The 18,141-nt window shown below is 39.8% G+C and carries 17 protein-coding genes; 11 read left to right on the top strand and 6 right to left on the bottom strand.

All coding sequences use genetic code 11. The features are described 5' to 3' along the window. Positions 1-152: 152 nt before the first annotated feature. Entirely contained in the window at positions 153-1,175 is a 1,023-nt protein-coding gene (locus tag J9318_RS03285; RefSeq protein WP_210561120.1) for a PDDEXK family nuclease, read from the top strand. A 29-nt stretch (positions 1,176-1,204) separates the two neighbouring features. Continuing rightward, on the top strand, positions 1,205-2,068 hold the full coding sequence (locus tag J9318_RS03280) for a DUF4145 domain-containing protein (protein ID WP_210561119.1): 864 nt from the start codon (positions 1,205-1,207) through the stop codon (positions 2,066-2,068). A gap of 197 nt (positions 2,069-2,265) precedes the next feature. Here the strand turns inward: J9318_RS03280 and J9318_RS03275 are convergent, their stop codons facing one another. The 3 genes from J9318_RS03275 to J9318_RS03265 all read right to left on the bottom strand — a co-directional run bounded on the left by J9318_RS03275 (position 2,266) and on the right by J9318_RS03265 (position 7,043). Further along, entirely contained in the window at positions 2,266-4,581 is a 2,316-nt protein-coding gene (locus J9318_RS03275; protein ID WP_244731842.1) for a hypothetical protein, read from the bottom strand. A gap of 241 nt (positions 4,582-4,822) precedes the next feature. Then, positions 4,823-6,736: a CocE/NonD family hydrolase gene (locus J9318_RS03270; RefSeq protein WP_210561118.1), complete on the bottom strand. Its 1,914-nt coding sequence runs from the start codon at positions 6,734-6,736 to the stop codon at positions 4,823-4,825. A gap of 97 nt (positions 6,737-6,833) precedes the next feature. Beyond that, on the bottom strand, positions 6,834-7,043 hold the full coding sequence (locus J9318_RS03265) for a hypothetical protein (RefSeq protein ID WP_210561117.1): 210 nt from the start codon (positions 7,041-7,043) through the stop codon (positions 6,834-6,836). A 412-nt stretch (positions 7,044-7,455) separates the two neighbouring features. Between J9318_RS03265 and J9318_RS03260 the strand changes: the two genes are divergently transcribed. Further along, complete coding sequence (locus tag J9318_RS03260) at positions 7,456-8,088, top strand: hypothetical protein (protein ID WP_210561116.1); 633 nt, start codon at positions 7,456-7,458, stop codon at positions 8,086-8,088. Positions 8,089-8,197: 109 nt separating this feature from the next. On the opposite strand, the gene htpX is transcribed toward J9318_RS03260, so the two are convergent. Then, positions 8,198-9,070 carry a protease HtpX gene (gene htpX, locus J9318_RS03255; RefSeq protein ID WP_210561115.1) on the bottom strand — a complete coding sequence of 291 codons (873 nt, stop codon included), beginning with the start codon at positions 9,068-9,070 and terminating at the stop codon, positions 8,198-8,200. Positions 9,071-9,221: 151 nt separating this feature from the next. On the opposite strand from htpX, the gene J9318_RS03250 reads away from it, so the two are divergent. The 6 genes from J9318_RS03250 (at position 9,222) to J9318_RS03225 (ending at position 13,509) form a co-directional block, all read left to right on the top strand. Further along, positions 9,222-9,617: a universal stress protein gene (locus tag J9318_RS03250; protein WP_210561114.1), complete on the top strand. Its 396-nt coding sequence runs from the start codon at positions 9,222-9,224 to the stop codon at positions 9,615-9,617. Positions 9,618-9,836: 219 nt separating this feature from the next. Continuing rightward, positions 9,837-10,985, top strand: a complete 1,149-nt coding sequence (locus J9318_RS03245; RefSeq protein WP_210561113.1) for an iron-containing alcohol dehydrogenase — start codon at positions 9,837-9,839, stop codon at positions 10,983-10,985. 244 nt (positions 10,986-11,229) lie between these two features. Continuing rightward, positions 11,230-12,180 carry a CsgG/HfaB family protein gene (locus tag J9318_RS03240; protein WP_210561112.1) on the top strand — a complete coding sequence of 317 codons (951 nt, stop codon included), beginning with the start codon at positions 11,230-11,232 and terminating at the stop codon, positions 12,178-12,180. Beyond that, positions 12,180-12,488 (top strand): hypothetical protein, encoded by a 309-nt coding sequence (locus J9318_RS03235; protein WP_210561111.1) that lies wholly within the window; start codon positions 12,180-12,182, stop codon positions 12,486-12,488. The genes J9318_RS03240 and J9318_RS03235 overlap by 1 nt, the downstream gene beginning before the upstream one ends. Continuing rightward, on the top strand, positions 12,485-12,829 hold the full coding sequence (locus tag J9318_RS03230; protein ID WP_210561110.1) for a DUF4810 domain-containing protein: 345 nt from the start codon (positions 12,485-12,487) through the stop codon (positions 12,827-12,829). The genes J9318_RS03235 and J9318_RS03230 overlap by 4 nt, the downstream gene beginning before the upstream one ends. Beyond that, positions 12,829-13,509: a GNA1162 family protein gene (locus tag J9318_RS03225; RefSeq protein ID WP_210561109.1), complete on the top strand. Its 681-nt coding sequence runs from the start codon at positions 12,829-12,831 to the stop codon at positions 13,507-13,509. The genes J9318_RS03230 and J9318_RS03225 overlap by 1 nt, the downstream gene beginning before the upstream one ends. A 109-nt stretch (positions 13,510-13,618) precedes the next feature. Here J9318_RS03225 and J9318_RS03220 read toward each other — a convergent pair whose 3' ends face one another. Together J9318_RS03220 and J9318_RS03215 are read right to left on the bottom strand one after the other, a co-directional pair. After that, positions 13,619-15,199 carry an FMN-binding glutamate synthase family protein gene (locus tag J9318_RS03220; RefSeq protein WP_210561108.1) on the bottom strand — a complete coding sequence of 527 codons (1,581 nt, stop codon included), beginning with the start codon at positions 15,197-15,199 and terminating at the stop codon, positions 13,619-13,621. Positions 15,200-15,224: 25 nt separating this feature from the next. Continuing rightward, entirely contained in the window at positions 15,225-15,779 is a 555-nt protein-coding gene (locus J9318_RS03215) for a C40 family peptidase (RefSeq protein WP_210561107.1), read from the bottom strand. A 158-nt stretch (positions 15,780-15,937) separates the two neighbouring features. Between J9318_RS03215 and J9318_RS03210 the strand changes: the two genes are divergently transcribed. Both J9318_RS03210 and J9318_RS03205 read left to right on the top strand, forming a co-directional pair. Further along, the gene (locus J9318_RS03210) at positions 15,938-17,458 is read left to right on the top strand and encodes a winged helix-turn-helix domain-containing protein (RefSeq protein ID WP_210561106.1); all 1,521 of its coding nucleotides are present in this window, start codon (positions 15,938-15,940) and stop codon (positions 17,456-17,458) included. A 113-nt stretch (positions 17,459-17,571) separates the two neighbouring features. Then, a complete protein-coding gene (locus J9318_RS03205; RefSeq protein ID WP_210561105.1) occupies positions 17,572-18,090 on the top strand; it encodes a nuclear transport factor 2 family protein in 519 nt (172 codons plus the stop codon). Positions 18,091-18,141: the final 51 nt, after the last annotated feature.

Below are 18,141 nucleotides of genomic sequence, written 5' to 3'. Positions count from 1 at the left end.
AAGCGACATCAAGAACAGCTGAGAAGAATCTAGATTAGTAGTTCGATTCATAGTTCTGCTTAACAATATTAAAGCATACACTAGATATAATTATGTATTGGTTTTGCGAATTAGTTTTATAAAGTTTATAAGAAATAATAGGTACATGGATAATGCCAATTTACCAAGTAACAGACAACGAAATTAAAACAATTTCACGCACCACCTTCTCTGAATCAGGTTTAAAAGAACGTGAAGATTTACAACGTCTGCTAAAACATCAAATTGAGATAATTTCGCCAGACACTTTAGTTGTTGCTGAAGAGTTTGGCGAATGGGATGAAAGTCGCAGACGTATCGATCTACTAGGCATTGATAAACAAGCAAACATCGTTGTAATCGAACTTAAGCGAACAGAAGATGGCGGCCATATGGAACTGCAAGCGGTTCGTTATGCCGCAATGGTTTCTACACTTACGTTTGACCGTTTAGTTGATATCTATTCGGATTACTTGAAAGTAAATGACATAGATTTAGATGCCGAATCATCGATATTAGAATTTTTAGGCTGGGATGAAAAAGACGAAGATGAATTTGCACAGGAAGTAAAAATCGTTTTAGCCTCTGCTGAATTTTCTAGAGAGCTGACAACAACGGTCATGTGGTTAAATGACTATGGCTTATCAATACGCTGTGTACGAATGCATCCATATGAAAGTAATGGTAAAATTCTCTTGGATATTCAATCAGTCATTCCTATTCCTGAAATTGAAGATTACCAAGTTAAGATCCGTGAAAAACGCCAAAAGGAGAGAGCATCAAGAGAAAGCACAAAAGACAGAAGCCTGTATTCTATCAGCTATAACGGCGATGTAGTTCACTCTCGTATCAAGAAGGCTGATATAGGTTATTGTACCGTCAAAACTCTAAGTCAGAATAACTTAATAGATGACGAAGCCTTTAAGTTTTTGAGAGAGGATACTACATGTGCCTTTCAATTAATAAAACTCGAATCTGAAGTCACTGAAACAAATAAGAAATACAGAAAATACCGTGTATCACGTGAACCTGAACTTACTTATAACGGACGAGATTACTACGTTGCACGAAATTGGGGAAAAGAAAGTGCAGCTCAATTCGCACAGAAGGTGACTACGACTTTCCCTCAAATTACTTTTGAATTACATAAAGATTAATAGAAACAACAAAAAGAAAAGGAACAAATGTGAATCGCAGTACATGGAAGTCAATTCTTGGTTTTGTAGAGATAGAAAATTACCCAGATCTACCCTGCCCTCTCTGCAACTCTGTCTCTCTTAATTTTGACAAAAGTTCGATCCAAACTAGGCCATTAACTGAAAATTATAAAAAGCTCGCTTCTCGACATTACAAATTAGAGCAACAACGTAAACGGGTTGCTCAGGAGGCTAAGCATAATAATGTAAAAGAAATATATGAGACAAGCCCAGTTTTGGGGATAGTCAGCGGTATTTTCATCGGGCTTCAAGAGCTAAATGCACCAGAAATTAAATTTGAACTGTTTAATGCATTTTTAGTGTGTGACGCTTGTGATGGGAACATTTCATGTTCAGGTCTAAAACAGAAACATATTAATAAAAACGAAAATGAAAAAAAGAAGGCAGATATCTACAAAGTAGATTATTTCTCCATACCTATTCCTATTATCCATTTAGACAAAGAAGTCCCCAGCTCAATAAAGTCAGAGTTATACAATGCATTCAGTTATTTTCATTTTGATACCAACGGTTCTGCTCACAAACTAAGGAAGGCTGTTGAAGCATTCTGCTTGGAACTTAAAGCAAAACCTAATAGTTTGGCAAGACAATTAAAGGAACTATCTGAGGAGTATCCTATTGAAACCAAACTCCTACATGCAATCAGGCTTATTGGGAATGAAGGCACGCACTCCAATGGTGTTGAAGAAGAGGACTTATTAATTGCATTCGACATTGTTGAAGAGGTGCTTCAAATATTTAGAAAACTCAAAAAGCTGGAAGACTTGAAAACCCGAGCCAAACAACTCGTTGATAAGTTTGAACCAAATAAAGAAGTACCTAAAGTTTCCTAAACTCAAAGGCAAACCAATATGGTTACTAATGTAAATTTAGAAAACCTAAAATACACACAAATACAGCAAAATAAAGGACTTGAGAAGTCAAATCAACATTCAGATCCAAAATATTGAATAAACCCAAATACGTTTAAACACATATAAAAAGAGCCCAGTCATGCTGGGCCTTTCTATTTAAGCACTCATATTTAAACCTACTTTTTCGACTTACCTTTTCCTGCTGGTGCGCTGCTTTCAGCTTGAGCGCTGCTTTCTGGCGCGGGGTCGGCATCAAACATAGACACATTGTTAAGCGACACAACGTTTGTTTTGCCAATGCGGTGGCGGTAGATTTTACGTAAATAGTAAATCGCCTGTTTGACACTGGTGATGCTGAGTCGAATGTCGTTTATTGAAGTGAACTTACTTTCGTCGTGAATGAGCTCACGATACTTTTTCTCGTACATAGGTTTGATGGCAAACCAGTTGGTATCTAGAATCTTAGCTGGATTTTCAAACTCTTCTAACATGCCTTCTAACTTAGCTTCGTCAAACTCTGGCGCGGTGATAAATTCGATTATGGCTTTGTCTAAGGTTTCATCAAAGGCAAAGTTTTCTTTTGCAAAACAACGTTTAATGTACGAAACAATGAGGGTTAAGAAGTCGTCACTTAAACACGGGCTTTTAGCTACTAACGTAGTTAACGACAAATTAGCCGACGCACCAATAACCAATGCAAAGCGTTTAAGCGTGGTATTCGGGAACAAGCTATTTAGATGCAGTTTCAGCTTGTTCAAATCCATATACGACAATTTATAGTCTTTCGGTAAAGATACAATGGACACCACTGACGAACAGTTTTTGAAGAAGTGTAAATCTTTTAAATGTTTCGCATCATAACCACTTTCACGATACTTTTTAAGTGAGCTTTTATAACGCTCTGACTCTACAGGCAACAGGCTAATACCCTCGATTGCTGTAGTCTGTTTATTAAAGTGCGGTAAATCAATTGAGCGATAAAACAAATCATCAATGTCGAGCTCTTCACTCGATTTATCAAAAAAGCCCACTCTTCCTTCATGGGAATCGCGCACTCGCACGACCGACTCCGCATAAGCCACCGCAATAGGTCCCGCCAGACTCATAAATAAGTCGTTAGCGTCTAAACGTATCGTCTCGCCTATGTCGATTCCGGCACGTCTAAAATAATTTTCATCGTAATCCGTAGTCACGGCTTGTGCCGTTAAGATATTAAATATTTGCTGACTAATGTATTGGTTAGCATGTTTCTCCATAGCGTTGACATCAATAAACTGACCATTGTCATTTTCGCCAATATTTGAATCGTCGGTTTCTTCGGCGTAACGCATAATGTCATTAGAGATCAACATCATGGCATTCCAAGGACGAATACGCTTTTTAATGCTGTCCGAGTCACTGCCGTCATTATCCATGCTGTAAGAAAAATTCCACTCTTCCGACAAGTATTTACATAACAGTCGCCCCGCATTGATGTGTAAGGCTTCCGACATTTCAACTGTACGATGAGTAATGTTAGGCAATATACAAATACCGCTGGTAAATATTGGTTCAAATACAAAGGACTGGTTGTGCGCCTGCATTTCTTGTTCGGTACGAATATCAAAGGTTTTACTCATGTAAGAGTATTGCTGCGCAAGTCCAAATTCAGATGCCATACCCGAGCCGGTACCGCCTCCCGCACTGAATATGTAAAAGTACAAACGTGATTGGTTGGCTTTAATACCGCAAGAATCAATAAGGTAAGAATGAATGAACTTCCAGTCTTCGTTGCTAAATTTTTCCGTTTCTTTATTTAAAATTACTTTAGCTAAGTACTGGCCTAAAATTGGCGCGTTACCAGCACCGCCTGCATGAACTTCTGACAAGTCCATGATCTTTAATTTGGTATATTCGTTTAAAAAGTTAATGCCACCGTTTTTAGCCGAAAACTGAATTCGACCACGAATGTCTTTATCTAAATCGCCCAACATCACCAGAGGCTCAATTAAAAATACCGGCTGTAAATCTTCTTCTGGTTGAATTTTTAAACTGCGCTGTATCCAGTTAAGTGCTTTGCGGTTTTTTTCTTTGTGTTTGTCTTCTGCATCGTGAAAGTCATTAAGGTAAAATACCCGAGCGTTATGCACCAAGGTAGCCACGTCTAACGCAATGTTAGACCCACAGCGACCAAGCCCTATTAAACAAACAGAAGGGAAATTAGTCTCAACGGGCTCGGCGTTTTCAGCCACAACCGGCTTAGGTAAAACGTCGCCACGCAATACATCTAAGTTTTGAAGAATTTTGTTTAAGTCATCTTCCGTGAAATACTTATAGTCGCCTGGTGATTTTGCAACAACAGCATTGCTTTCAACTTGCGTTTTTACATCCGCTTCAATGGCGTCCTCTCTCTCTAAAACAGCATCCTCAGACAGGCTAGTGTTTGAATTAGTTTGATCTAGAGTAGGTTCTATTTTTGGCGACTTGCCGCCCGACTTTGTTGTATTTGCCATGACTTCATTCCCTAATGATTTTTCTCACGATTGTGTACAAAAATAAACCGATTAATAAAACCTAGTTTATAAATCAAAGAAATACTAATTTGGAGTGAGCTTTTTTTAGGGGAAACTAAATGGCTAATATATATATGTTATTTAAAAAAACCGACATCCATAAATTATCAGATGTCGGCGCTTTTTCTGACCAAAAATTTAATTCAAAAACTTCTAATATTTACCTTCCAATCTTTACCTTCTAATTTAAGGTTTTAAATTTAATCGCACTTGGGTATTTTTTGGTGTGATAAATTTTGTGGAAGGCACGCTTGAAATCACTTTCTTTCGCTTCAAAAATATTATCTACGTATTTCTGAGGATTGATGTCGATAAACGGGAACATGCTGCTTTGTATTTGAATTTGCAGCTTGTGGCCACGCTTAAAGGTATGCAGCACATCATAAAGTTCAAACTTCACCTGTGTTGGCGTATTAGGTTTAAACGGTTTTGGTTCGCTCATGCTGTCTCTAAAACGCCCACGAATCACGCCCCACCTAACGAGCTCGTGACGATTGCCCGTTGCACGATCCACTCTATTGTTTGTCTCATCTTTGCCTGGCTTTACGTCCACCAGCTTCACCACAATATCGGCGGCCGATTGCGTGGTTGAAAACCATAAGTCTAAATCAATGGCACCACTTAACGTTAAGTCGTTATCCAACACTTCGGTTTCAAACACTAAAACGTCAGGGCGGCGCGCTGCAAAGCGCTGATCTTCAACCATGTAAGGACGGTCCCAACCACGGCTTATTTTTGCAGAATGTGGAACCGGTTTGTTTGGATCGCTAATGTATTCGCTTGCACCAGAGTCACTCTTGTTTGCACTAAGAGACTCATTGCCACTTAAGTATAAGGTTTGAGCTTTGGCTTCTTTTGGCGGCCAAACATCAAACTTTCTCCAACGATTACTGCCCGTTTCAAAAATAGTCGCAGTGGCGATATTCGATGCCTTAGCTTGTTTACTATTTGTCGAGTTCGACGCGTTGCCTTTTAAGTGCTCTTTAAAAAACGGCAGCTGAATTTCCTCTTGAAACCATTTGCTGGTATCAAAACCAAAGTTGGCTTCGCCTAGCTTAGAACCGCCAGAACGACTGTTCCACTGACCATGATACCAAGGCCCCATCACCAGTTTGATATGGTCTTTTTTATTGTTATCCGACATGGTTTGATAAGTATAAAGTGGACCGTATAAATCTTCTGTATCGTACCAACCACCAACAACTAAGGTAGCAGGTTTGGTATTACCCAAATGCTGCAGTACGTCACGCGCTTTCCAATAATCATCATAATTTGGATGTTCCGTTAACTCGTTCCAGAAGGGACGCGTGCCGTTAAAATACTTTTTATTGACATTGCTCAATGGGCCTAGCTCTTTAAAAAACTGATAGCCGTCTGGTGTTACTGAGTCCATCCGTTTTTCGTTATGTGCTTGTGGGCCTGCTCGTTTTTTATCAAAGCTGTCAAAAAAGATAAACGCCATTGGCGTCACAAAGGCCCCATTACGGTGAAAGTCATCAAAAAACCAGTCTGCGATAGGCGCTTGTGGCGATATTGCTTTTAACGCTGGGTGACTGTTAATTGAGGCAACTGACGTGTAGTAACCAGGATAAGAGGTTCCCCACATCCCCACTTTACCGTTATTCGTCGGTATGTTCTTAACTAACCAATCAATACTGTCGTAGGTATCAGTAGCATCATCGGTGGCGCCTTTTCCGCGTTTGTAGGCATCTTGCGGTCGCATATTAACAAATTCGCCTTCCGACATGTACTTCCCGCGCACGTCTTGAAATACAAAAATAAACTTCTCTTTTTCAAACGACTCACTTGGCCCCAATGAGGTTTTGTAGTTATCAGCGCCATATGGCGCAACACGATACGGGGTACGTTGGAACATCATTGGATAAGATTGAGAGTCGTCGTTTGGTATATAAACCGAAGTAAACAACTTAATGCCATCGCGCATTGGAATTTGGTATTCATACTTAGTGTAGTTTGCGCGAATATAGTCCGCGCGAGGATTGGCTTTATCTGCTGCATAGGCCACAGAGGTCGTAACCATGGCACTTGAGACTAATAGACAAAAAATGACTAGTCGAGTGGTGAACGCTCGCATATTGATTCCCTTTTATTTTGTTTGCTGCAATGGTTGTATTATTTTTAATCAAACAACACAATAAAGATGAGACAACTGCGGGCTATCTTACGATGGGTTATTTCTTGAGAGAGTCTAAATCTTTGGTTTGGTAATCCAAAAATGCGGTTTCTAGTCGCTTGCCAGACAAATCATCAACTTGATTAACTAATGTTTTGACGCCAATAGAAAAGTTTAATTGATGACGATTAAGGTTGGAGATTGCTCTTATGTTTGGAAACTCAAATGCTTCATAAGGCACGCCACTTAGTTCGCTTACCTTATTCATAAGCTCGGCTAACTCACCTTGCGCTCTGCCTTCTTTATCTAAAAAAGCTATCGGCGGTAAGTGGACAAAGGCCCACTGCAATGCAAATGGTTGTGACTTGGTGTCTAACTTTTGAGTTGAGGAAAAAACAAGATCATGATGAAAACAGGTGTTAACAACAATGCCCTAGTTCCTGTTGACGTTAAACTCGCGTTATAAATAAACACCTGCATATTTTGCTCTCCCTGAATGTAAACTTAACATTGTCATACATTGTCGAATTTACTTTTTAAGCAAAAAAGACAGTCAAACGGAATTGTTCGACCAATTGCGGCGAACCAAACACATGTTACGTCTTGATTTTATAATGAACTTATTGTTCACTACCCAGCAAAGTCAATCAGAGTGATTGGCCTACTTATAAGGAAATAAAATGAAATATTTTGTTATTTTAGCGTTAGTTTTATTTAGTACCTTTGCTGTTGCAGGTAAAAAAGCCGTCACGGAAAATGGCGACGTGGTTATTCTTAACGACGATGGCACATGGGTTTATGAAAGTGCCATACCTCAGTCTGAGGCTGAGCTACAAATGAATCCGGGCACATTTACTAAACCAGACAGTGCCAGCTTTAAAATCAAAAGTGGCAAAACCGATGCAAACTTTTGGATAAACCCTAAAAAGTGGAAGTTTGAAAAAAACCAAGATGGTAACGCGCCTTCTGAGTATACGTTTCAGCTAAAAGGTGAAGACTTATACGCAATGGCCATTACTGAACGTCTTGCAATGAACTTAGACTCATTGGCAGATCAAGCGCTGGAAAATGCCAAAGATGCTGCGCCAGACACGCGTATTGTAAAAAAAGAATACCGCATGGTTAACGGCAATAAAGTGATTTATTTAGAAATGGAAGGCACTATCCAAGGCGTTAAGTTTAGATACCTTGGTTACTACCACTCAAATGATGCTGGCGTAACGCAATACCTAACCTACACAGGTGCAAATTTAGTTAAAGACTACCAAGATGAGATCGATAACTTCTTGAATGGTTTTATGGTTGCTAAATAGCTTGTTGTGAATAAACACACAGCCTTTTTACAACGACTCTATAAGTGAAGACTTAAACGTCTAAACTAAAAAGCTAACTAAGTAATTAGTTAGCTTTTTTATTGCCATGCTAGCTGTTTTTTAATGCCTCAATGCGTTTCTCAAGCGGCGGATGGCTGGAAAATAAGGCATGCACTCGTCCCGCATTAATTGCAAACGCTGCCATTTCATCCGGTACCGCAGGCTCACCTTTATGGCTTTGTAAACGTTGTAATGCCGCAATCATTTTTTGTTTGCCAACTATCGACGCGGCACCCGCATCAGCACGAAACTCACGATAGCGAGAGAACCACATGGTAATAATCATTGCCAACACACCTAAAATAAGCTCAGCGACAATAGACACTATCCAAAACGCTGGTCCATGTCCGCGTTCAACTTTAAACACAACTCGGTCGACAACGTGACCAATCACTCGTGACAAAAACACCACAAAGGTATTCATCACCCCCTGCAACAAAGTCATGGTTACCATATCGCCATTTGCTATATGACTCACCTCATGAGCAAGTACAGCCTCTACTTCGTCTTGAGTCATTTGTTCTAATAAGCCAAGGCTTACCGCAACTAAGGCATTATTACGATTCCAACCAGTTGCAAACGCATTTGGATCGCGACTTGGGAAAATGCCGACTTCTGGCATTCCTATTTTCATTTGTTTTGCTTGTCGCTCAACCGTACTGACCAACCAGCGTTCTTGCTGTGTTTGAGGGCGAGTTATAAGCTCGACTCGCATTGAGCGTTTTGCCAACATTTTAGACAATAACAAAGAAATAATTGAGCCAGAAAAGCCAAGTACCGCAGCGTATACGAGCAAAGCCTGTAGGTTTAAATCTACACCATTTTGTGCCAGCAATCCCTCTAAACCAAACAGACGGAACGTTAAGCCTAGCAATGCCATGATTGCTATATTTGAAATGATAAATAAACCAATTCGAAACATTTTTATTTCCTACTAATAAATCGTTGTTTTAGGTTACATACCTAGGATGAGTGGAACATATTATGTGTTGCTTGAATATTCAACAGAATCTTTACTTACCAACTTAATTTCACTATCTTTTATTAAATATAATAAAAATAGAGGTTAGCAAATGTATAAAAAAATTATTTGTGCCATAGAAGCCAGCGATGAAGGTAAAATTGTTTTAAAGAAAGCTCACACGCTAGCCAAACTCTGCGGCGCAAAGTTATATGTAATCAATGTTATCCCTTACACCATTCTTCCAAAAGACTACCAAAAGACACTGCAAGAAGAAGCATTGCCGGCCGTTAATGAGATAGCAACAGCCTTCGAAATTCCGCCGAAAAAAGTCTTTGTAAAAGTAGGCAAACCTTACGAGCAAATTTGCACATTGGCCGAAAAGAAAGAAGCCGACTTAATTGTAATCGGTACTCATTCTAAAAAAGGCATTCAGGCCCTTATCGGCTCAACAGCAAACGGTGTTGTTAACTACGCCAAATGTGACGTATCGCTAGTAAAAATCTAAATTACCAAGTTGGCGAGTTATTAAGTTCACATTTAGAACTCGCCCACTTCACTCCTATCTACTATCTCGTATCATCTATTACCTATTACCTAAAAAAACAGTAACATTTTGTACCTTTACGTATAAAAAGGTTTAAATTTAAAAACCCATCCCCACTTAACAACAACTTGTTTCTATATCCTTTACGGATTTTTATTTTCCTTACATACAGGAGTCTTCATGCTTAATTTTACGTTTAAAAACCAGACCGAGATTTTATTTGGTAAAGGTCAGATTTCACAAGTGTCGTCGAGACTACCAAGCGATGCTAGGGTGTTGTTTTTATATGGCGGTGGTTCGATTAAAAAGAATGGTATTTACGACCAAGTTTTAACGACCCTAAAAGATGCAGAAATTTTTGAATTTGCGGGTGTTGAGCCTAATCCGTCGTACGAAACATTAATGAAAGCGGTTGAAGTTGTTCGTAACAATGATGTTAATTTTATTTTAGCTGTTGGCGGCGGTAGCGTTATTGACGGTGCTAAATTTATTGCAGCTGCTAAAGACTTTGCTGGCGATCCGTGGGATATCTTAATTAAAGGCGCAAGCTTTGAAAACCCATTGCCTATTGGTGCCGTGTTAACCCTTCCGGCAACGGGCTCTGAAAGTAACGGAAATTCGGTAGTTACTAAAAAAGAGACGGCACAAAAGCGTGGTTTTTCTTCTGAAACGGTTCAACCTGTTTTTGCTGTGCTTGACCCAGAATATACGTTTTCATTGCCAGCTCGCCAAGTGAGCAACGGTGCCGTAGATGCCTTTGTTCATGTTATTGAACAGTATTTAACGTATCCTGTTAACGCCCCGCTGCAAGACAGATTTGCAGAAGGCATTATGCAAACACTTATTACCGAAGGCCCTAAGGCGTTAGAAAACCCAGAAGATTACGACGTAAGAGCCAACGTTATGTGGTCGGCAACCATGGCGCTAAACGGCCTAATAGGTAAAGGTGTGCCTCAAGACTGGGGAACACACATGATTGGCCATGAACTTACGGCCCTTTACAGCTTAGATCACGCACAAACACTTGCCATTGTTTTACCTGCGTTAATGAAGGTTCAAGCTGAATCTAAAAAAGAGAAAATTCTTCAACTTGGTGAACGTGTATTTGGCGTTACCGGCATTGACGAAACGATTCAAGCCGTTGTTCGCTTTTTTGAAGACATGGGCGTTGAAACAAAAATGTCAGATTATGACTTAAATGGTGACTCAACAGACGTAGCCATTGATAAACTTATTGCGAGTTTAGAAAACAATGGCATGACCGCGTTAGGTGAACATGGAGATATTGACCCTGCTAAAGCGCGCACTATTTTAGAATTAGCGGCTTAAGCCAATACCTTCCTGCTATTAAATGTTGCCACTCGGCGACTTCTCTTTTAAAAGGCGCCTAGTGCGCCTTTTTCTTATCATATTAAGTTGTTCATCTTGTAAGCACCTTTTGTTCCCACCTTAGTTTGATACACTTTTTTGTTTGAAATACGCGTTCGATTGCTATAAATTCAAGTTGAAAACACAACCTCTGTGTAATCAAACGGAAAATTAAAAGTTGAAGCCATTCAACACAAGGACCAAAATGAATACAAAAATTATACCTTTATCAGTGCTATCGGCTGCCCTATTTTTAGCCGGTTGCCAATCAACCCCTGCTCCAACAGTTAAAGCACCAAGTGTTGCGACTACTAGCCCGACTTTAGTACAAGATGAAAAAGTATTAAAACGCGTTGTTGCAATTTCTCGATTTACCAACGAAACCAAACAAGGTAAAAATTTCTTTTTTACTGACAAAGATGGTGACGTTATTGGTAAACAAGCTTCTGATATTTTATCAAGCCGACTTGCCTCTACTGGCAAATTCATTCTATTAGAGCGTCAAGAGCTAGGTAAATTAACTGAAGAAGCCGCCTTCTCTTCAGAAGCGATGGAAAAAGTAAAAGCTGATTATTTAATTGTTGGTTCGGTATCTGAATTTGGCCGTAAAAATGTCAGCGATGTTGGTGTTTTTAGTCGCACTAACAAACAAATCGCAACGGCAACCGTGAACATCCGTTTGATCGACACAAGCAATGGCCAGATTATCTATTCACAAGAAGGTACTGGTGAGGCTGAAGTTGAAGCGAGCACAACTCTAGGTGTTGGTGGTCGTGCCGGTTATGACTCAAGCATTAATGATAAGGCGATCTCAGCGGCCATTTCTAAAATGATCAGCGACGTTGTTGAAAACCTGATGGACAAGCCTTGGAGAGCTTATATTCTTGATAAACAAGACGATATGCTAGTGATATCAGGCGGCGCATCACAAGGTATAAAAGCGGGTAGCGACTTTGGTATCTTTAAACGTGGCAAAAAAATCAAGAACCCTCAAAACGGCTTAATGATTGAATTACCAGGTAAAAAAGTAGGTCAACTTACAGTTGTTCAAACTGTAGGCACTGGCGATAACGAAGTGTCGTTGGCTTCATTCACTAGTGAAAACCTGAACACTAATAACCTTAACGACTATTACATCATGGAAGAGGGTGAATAATGAATTTATTAAAGTCGATCATTTTAGGCATCTCGCTAACGTTTGTTACTGCATGCGGAACAGTTACACATACAACATCACAAGCCGAAGAAGCAGCTTACATAGTGGTAAAAGGTGATGTAGCTAATAAGACATACAGTGTAAACAACAGTACACCAGTGGCGTTCCCTGAATCAAAAATGGATACGGTGAGAGTACAAGTGCCATTAGGTACAGTGCTATTTCAAGTATATAAGGCGGATAAACTTATTTTAAACAGAAAGTTATTCTTATCGAATAACGACAACAGGGAAGTAACATTACCATGAAAAAAATATTAATCGCAGGTATGGCTTTGGTTCTTGCAGCTTGTGTTGCAAAACCAACCATGTATTACTGGGGTGACTATTCTGCAACCCTATATCAGTATAAAGCTGAACCTAGTGAAGAGACGCTTGCTCAACACTATGTGAGTATTCAAGACGTATTCAATAAGTCACAAGAATATGGCTTACGAGTGCCTCCTGGCGTAAATGCAGAGTATGCAACACTATTGTTAAAGCAAGGCAAAAAAGCCGATGCGTTAGTTTATTTCGAAAAAGAAAAAGCAACGTACCCTGAATCAGCATTACTTATGGATAGAATGATTCAAATGGTAGGAGCCAAATAATGAAATCAATAAAACTTTTTGGCATGTTAGCCTTCGCTATTTTTTTAACGGGCTGTCAATCAACATACGTCACTAAATCGGAAGCGTTTCCGAAGATGTATAACGAACAACCGGCTTCTATTTTAGTCGTGCCCGCGATTAATAACACAACCGCACCTGAGTCTACTGACTTCATAACAACAACATTAGCAGAGCCGCTGTCTTATCACGGTTTTTATGTTGCACCAATCGAGTTAGTCCAGAGTATCTTTCAACAAGAAGGCATTCTAGATGGCGCGCAATTAGCAAATGTTGATCCAAGCGTATTTGGCGAGCAGTTTGGCGTTGATGCAGTACTGTTTGTATCAATTAACAAATGGCAAACCAACTACTACGTAGTGTCTGGTAATGTTGAAGTTGCGTTGCAATATGAGTTGTTTTCAACTAAAACTGGCGAAAAGTTATGGTTTTATAACGACAGCCTAGTTGTTGATACATCTAGTAATGATAATAGCGGCAGTGTTGCTGGATTATTGGTAAATGCTATTGCTACGGCTATAAAAACGGCCACAACTGACTATGTGCCAATTGCTAAACGCGTTAACTTTATGGCGTTAAGCTCTGCACCAGTCGGTCAATACCATCAACAACATAACAAAGATCAGCAAACTCCTAGTGTGAACCGCTTTAAAGCGAAATAAAACGTTAGGAAGAGCCAGTCTCTTTGATGTAAATTTTTAAGGCGCTTTATGCGCCTTTTTACTGCCTAATTGTCGGCTCTGTTTTTTACTTTCATTGCCGAACTTTATTTTAATTTACTGCCGCCCAGTCACTCGAATTTGCTCGTTGCCAGTCTTGCTGAACAAGCTCTGGAATGGTGTTGATGTCCAACAAGCAGTTTTGTGTAAATAATGGGTATATTTCATGATAAGTTTTTACTTCGGTTGCACTTACACGTCTATTTACATGACTTCGCGTGATCTGACTAAGATCATTAATCCCGCAAGCACCAACCAAATCTAATAAGTTAGTTATCGTGGCCTTATGAAAGTTAAATACTCGGGTGCCTTTTAAGTCGATATCTAACAATTTATAGCGATTAGGGTTTTGTGTTGTGATCCCCGTTGGGCATTTGTCGTTATTGCAGTTTCTAGCATGAATACAACCAAGCGCTAACATCATGCCACGAGCCGAGTTAACCGTATCAGCACCAAGCGCCATTACTTTTGCGATGTGAAAAGCGGAAAAAATTTTAGCAGCTGCAATAATTCGAATTTTATCGCGAACACCAATACCAATTAGCGCGTTATTCACAAATACAACGGCTTCGGTCAGTGGCATACCAACAGAGTTAGTAAATTCGATTGGCGCCGCTCCAGTGCCACCTTCTGAGCCATCAACCGTGATAAAGTCAGGTGTAATGCCTGTATCTAGCATGGCCTTACAAATCGCTAAGAATTCATGTCGCTGACCAATACACAGTTTAAACCCAACAGGTTTGCCACCGGATAATTTACGTAACTGTTTAACAAACATGAGTAATCCAATAGGTGAATCAAATGCCGAATGCGCAGCCGGTGATATAACATCCTTACCAAGAGGCACATGTCTAATCTCCGCAATTTCTTTGGTCAGCTTCGCCGCCGGCAAGATCCCACCGTGACCGGGTTTTGCTCCTTGTGAAAGCTTTATTTCAATCATCTTAACAACATCAAGCGTCGCTTTTTCCGAGAAAAGGTTTGCATCAAAACCACCACTTTCGGTACGACAACCAAAGTAACCTGTACCTATTTGCCAAATCACATCAGCGCCATACTCTAAATGGTATGGACTTAACCCTCCCTCACCTGTGTTGTGAGCAAAACCGCCTTCTTTTGCCCCTTTGTTCAAGGCCAAAACCGCATTTTTACTTAATGCGCCATAACTCATAGCAGAAATATTTAATGGCGACGCCATATATGGCAAGGTGCAATCTGGCCCACCAAACTTTACTCGTGGGTTTTTGTTCTCTATATGTATTGGGTGCAATGAGTGAGACATCCATTCGTAACCCGTTCGGTAAACATCAAATTGTGTCCCAAAGGGTCTTGTATCAGACTCTTGTTTAGAACGCTGATAAACCAGTTCGCGATATTCTCGGTTAATCGGTCGGCCACTTAGATTAGACTCCACAAAATATTGCTGAATCTCAGGCCGAATAAACTCCATGAAGTACCGAATATGACCTAACAGAGGGTAATTGCGTAAAATCGTATGCTTGCGTTGGGTAATATCAACTAAAGCCATGATTAATAGTGCGACAAACACGGCAGTGAGCCAATAAAATTGAATAAGCGCCGAACCTAAAATTAATGCCGCTAAAATCAAAACCACCGTAACTCTAACGTTCATAAACGCTCCTTCAATTTGAATAAATCTATGTTTCCGTTAATGGATCCGAGCCTTTTTGCAACGCTTTTGAAGCCACTACGCCACTAGCGATACCTGCTACCGTGACACTTAAAATCTCTAACCAGGAAGCGTCTTTTTTTAACAGCGCCGTGCCTACGCCGCCAATAAGCCCCGACGTTATTCCCGCATAAACCTGACTAGACCTTAGCCCCAATCCCGTGACTAAATTAATAAAGTGCTGACAGTTTCGTTCGGTAACCGAGTAATCCCATTTGCCAATATGGCTGCGCGCCAAGGCAATACTTTTTGGTACCGGCCACAGGGACTTATGCAAAGCTTTGTAGGTATTTGCGCATTGAATAACTTCATGGGCGGGCTCTTCACATACAGTGCCGGTGCGCTCTGTAGCAGAAATCAGCATGTAAATGCCCTGCTCACAACGTCTGTCGGATACTAATGACCAATGCTGATAATCTATAGGCCCAAAACTAAAGTCACTCACCAAAATGTCTCCTGGCACTAACGAGGTATAGTCAAATACGGCGCACTTTTCTGCATCAGTTAACGTAAATAGTCCCATGCTTAGCTGTCCTTAAGTAAGTCCGGTTAAATCCTTTTAATTTACAAGACTACCAATAGCACGAATTTTAAACAAAGTATTCTATTCTTAACATGATTTGTGTTTGGAAAGTTAACGCTCTATAGTGAATAGCAATCACACAAGGAAATGTACTTATTTTGATTTACCAAACACTTAGCCATAATATTAATGAGCAGGCGCTGACGGTTTGTAATGAAAATGGTAAGCAATTAAAAGTACGTCCTAAAACGTGCCAGCTGCTAATTGTTTTGCTTAAAAGCGCTAACACGCCCATCAACAAACAAAATTTACTTTCACAAGTGTGGCCAAATACCGTGGTTAGTGAACAAGTGGTATTTCAATCTATAAACGAAATTAGACAGCTATTTCCAAATCAAGATGTAATAAAAACCATTCCTCAACAAGGCTATGTATGGTTACCCGAAGTTACTTCAGTTGAAAGCACAGAGCCTCAATCTCAGGCGCCTCAAACTGACTCATTAAACGCCAATAAATCTTCTATTTTTTCAGGTGTAAGGCTTGCTATTGCCTGCCTGTTCCTATTGACCGCTTTTGCATTTTTTACTTCAACAACGCTTTATCCTTCAAACAAAACCCCCGGCTCCATTGTTGTATTACCCACATTAAACCAAGTTGCCGGGAATGATCATGCTTGGGTCAGGCTCGGCATGATGGATCAAGTGATTAGTCGATTAAACAATTCAAACAACCACCAAGTTTTACAAACGGACTACGTTTTAGAGGTATTACAACGTGCCGACATTGCATTACCTGAAAGTAAAACCGCTGCTATCCGCCCTGCCGATATTCAGCAAATTTTTAAAGTCTCTGGTGCTGAGCTTATTGTGCATTCAACGTTGGGCGGCTCGGCTAGCGATTATCAACTGATTTATGTCTTTTACTATCGAAATGGAAATACCTCGGGCGCGTTAGTCAATCAAGACCTGCAGGCAATGACCGACAAATTCACTCAGATCATTGCACAGCAATTGGATAATCAAAACGAAGATAATCCAAGCCAACAACGCCGTTCTGACTTTGATAACGAGCTACTTGTTGCTGCTTTAGAAAGCAATATGAATGGAAATTATGAATTAAGTAAGTCTTTACTTACTAGTATTGTAATTAGAGATGAAAACAACCTCACTGCACAGCGTTTATTAGTGGATAGCTTTTTCAGATTAAAACAATTTGAACAAGGCAAAGCGCGACTAGATATTGCTATCCCTATCGCCGAAGCGCTAAATGACGATACCGAGTTAACGCAATTGCTATTTTCTAAGTCATTGTATTATTACGTGACAATGAATGACTCACAATCCTTGGCGATTGCTAAACAGGCGCTGAGTATTGCCACGAAAAATAATGATTGGCTGTATATGGCCTATTTAAAAGATCAAATGGCCAACATTGCGATTAATCAAAAAGACTACCAAGAAGCCGCACGATTGGTTCACGAAGGAAAAGCCTACCATAAGGTTTTACGCTGTCCCGTGGGAGAGTCGGCTTCGTGGGCTAAGCTCGCACAAATTGCAAAAATGAATGACAGTAAAAGTGAGTTTCATCACGCACTCGATGAGGCCATCAAGATATCAACTAGTCGCGAACTGCACTGGCAAACAGCGTTATACCAACAAACAAAAGCGCAATGGCTGTAACTATTTTATTTATTAAAAACAAAGACTTTAGATAATTATAGAACTTTTTATTGGTATTACTACTAGTGGTTAGCCTACAACATAAGTGCTTAATCAATTAAAAAGGAATAATTATGAAGCACTTAATATTTATCATGATATTCGTTATTTTTTCAGGCACTTGTGACGCCAATGAAAATCAAAACTCAAATGAACTGACTAACATTAAAGAGGTGATCGCTACTTTTGAGCAGTCGATTATTAACAAAGATAAAGACACGTTTTTAAGCTTATTTATAGATCCTGAGGCGCCCATGTATGGTATTGTCTCACCAAAAACTATGGTGTTACGACGAGCCGGAGTTGCAGAAATTAACAAACGCGATAATAAAAATTTTGTTGCCACCCGCTACTGGACAACATCTGCTAAAAAACTGATAGCAATGAGTTCAAATAACAAAGGTCCTGTAGAAGAAAGGATCAGTAATGTAAAAATACAAACTGATGGCAATATCGCCTCTGTTTTTTTCGATTATGAATTTTATAAAAACAACAAAAAGGTTCACTGGGGACAGGAAAATATGCAAATGATACAAACCAACCAAGGCTGGAAAATAGCCTCGGTGGTGTATTCATTTACTTCTGAACAATAACCTTGTAACGCTTATCAGGCTGAGCAAAGGCATTGTATTAACCTGCTGTAC

It is taken from the genome of Psychrosphaera aestuarii (assembly GCF_017948405.1).
GTDB lineage: Bacteria > Pseudomonadota > Gammaproteobacteria > Enterobacterales > Alteromonadaceae > Psychrosphaera > Psychrosphaera aestuarii.
The sequence above is the reverse complement of the archived record's forward strand: the minus strand, read 5'-3'. Positions and strand labels throughout refer to the sequence as shown.

What these genes read in the sequence shown, in the direction of transcription:
- J9318_RS03285 (WP_210561120.1), top strand. Translation starts at nt 153, where the DNA reads ATGCCAATTTACCAAGTAACAGACAACGAAATTAAAACAATTTCACGC.
- J9318_RS03275 (WP_244731842.1), bottom strand. Translation starts at nt 4,581, where the DNA reads ATGGCAAATACAACAAAGTCGGGCGGCAAGTCGCCAAAAATAGAACCT.
- J9318_RS03270 (WP_210561118.1), bottom strand. Translation starts at nt 6,736, where the DNA reads ATGCGAGCGTTCACCACTCGACTAGTCATTTTTTGTCTATTAGTCTCA.
- J9318_RS03265 (WP_210561117.1), bottom strand. Translation starts at nt 7,043, where the DNA reads ATGAATAAGGTAAGCGAACTAAGTGGCGTGCCTTATGAAGCATTTGAG.
- J9318_RS03260 (WP_210561116.1), top strand. Translation starts at nt 7,456, where the DNA reads ATGAAATATTTTGTTATTTTAGCGTTAGTTTTATTTAGTACCTTTGCT.
- htpX (WP_210561115.1), bottom strand. Translation starts at nt 9,070, where the DNA reads ATGTTTCGAATTGGTTTATTTATCATTTCAAATATAGCAATCATGGCA.
- J9318_RS03250 (WP_210561114.1), top strand. Translation starts at nt 9,222, where the DNA reads ATGTATAAAAAAATTATTTGTGCCATAGAAGCCAGCGATGAAGGTAAA.
- J9318_RS03245 (WP_210561113.1), top strand. Translation starts at nt 9,837, where the DNA reads ATGCTTAATTTTACGTTTAAAAACCAGACCGAGATTTTATTTGGTAAA.
- J9318_RS03240 (WP_210561112.1), top strand. Translation starts at nt 11,230, where the DNA reads ATGAATACAAAAATTATACCTTTATCAGTGCTATCGGCTGCCCTATTT.
- J9318_RS03235 (WP_210561111.1), top strand. Translation starts at nt 12,180, where the DNA reads ATGAATTTATTAAAGTCGATCATTTTAGGCATCTCGCTAACGTTTGTT.
- J9318_RS03230 (WP_210561110.1), top strand. Translation starts at nt 12,485, where the DNA reads ATGAAAAAAATATTAATCGCAGGTATGGCTTTGGTTCTTGCAGCTTGT.
- J9318_RS03225 (WP_210561109.1), top strand. Translation starts at nt 12,829, where the DNA reads ATGAAATCAATAAAACTTTTTGGCATGTTAGCCTTCGCTATTTTTTTA.
- J9318_RS03220 (WP_210561108.1), bottom strand. Translation starts at nt 15,199, where the DNA reads ATGAACGTTAGAGTTACGGTGGTTTTGATTTTAGCGGCATTAATTTTA.
- J9318_RS03215 (WP_210561107.1), bottom strand. Translation starts at nt 15,779, where the DNA reads ATGGGACTATTTACGTTAACTGATGCAGAAAAGTGCGCCGTATTTGAC.
- J9318_RS03205 (WP_210561105.1), top strand. Translation starts at nt 17,572, where the DNA reads ATGAAGCACTTAATATTTATCATGATATTCGTTATTTTTTCAGGCACT.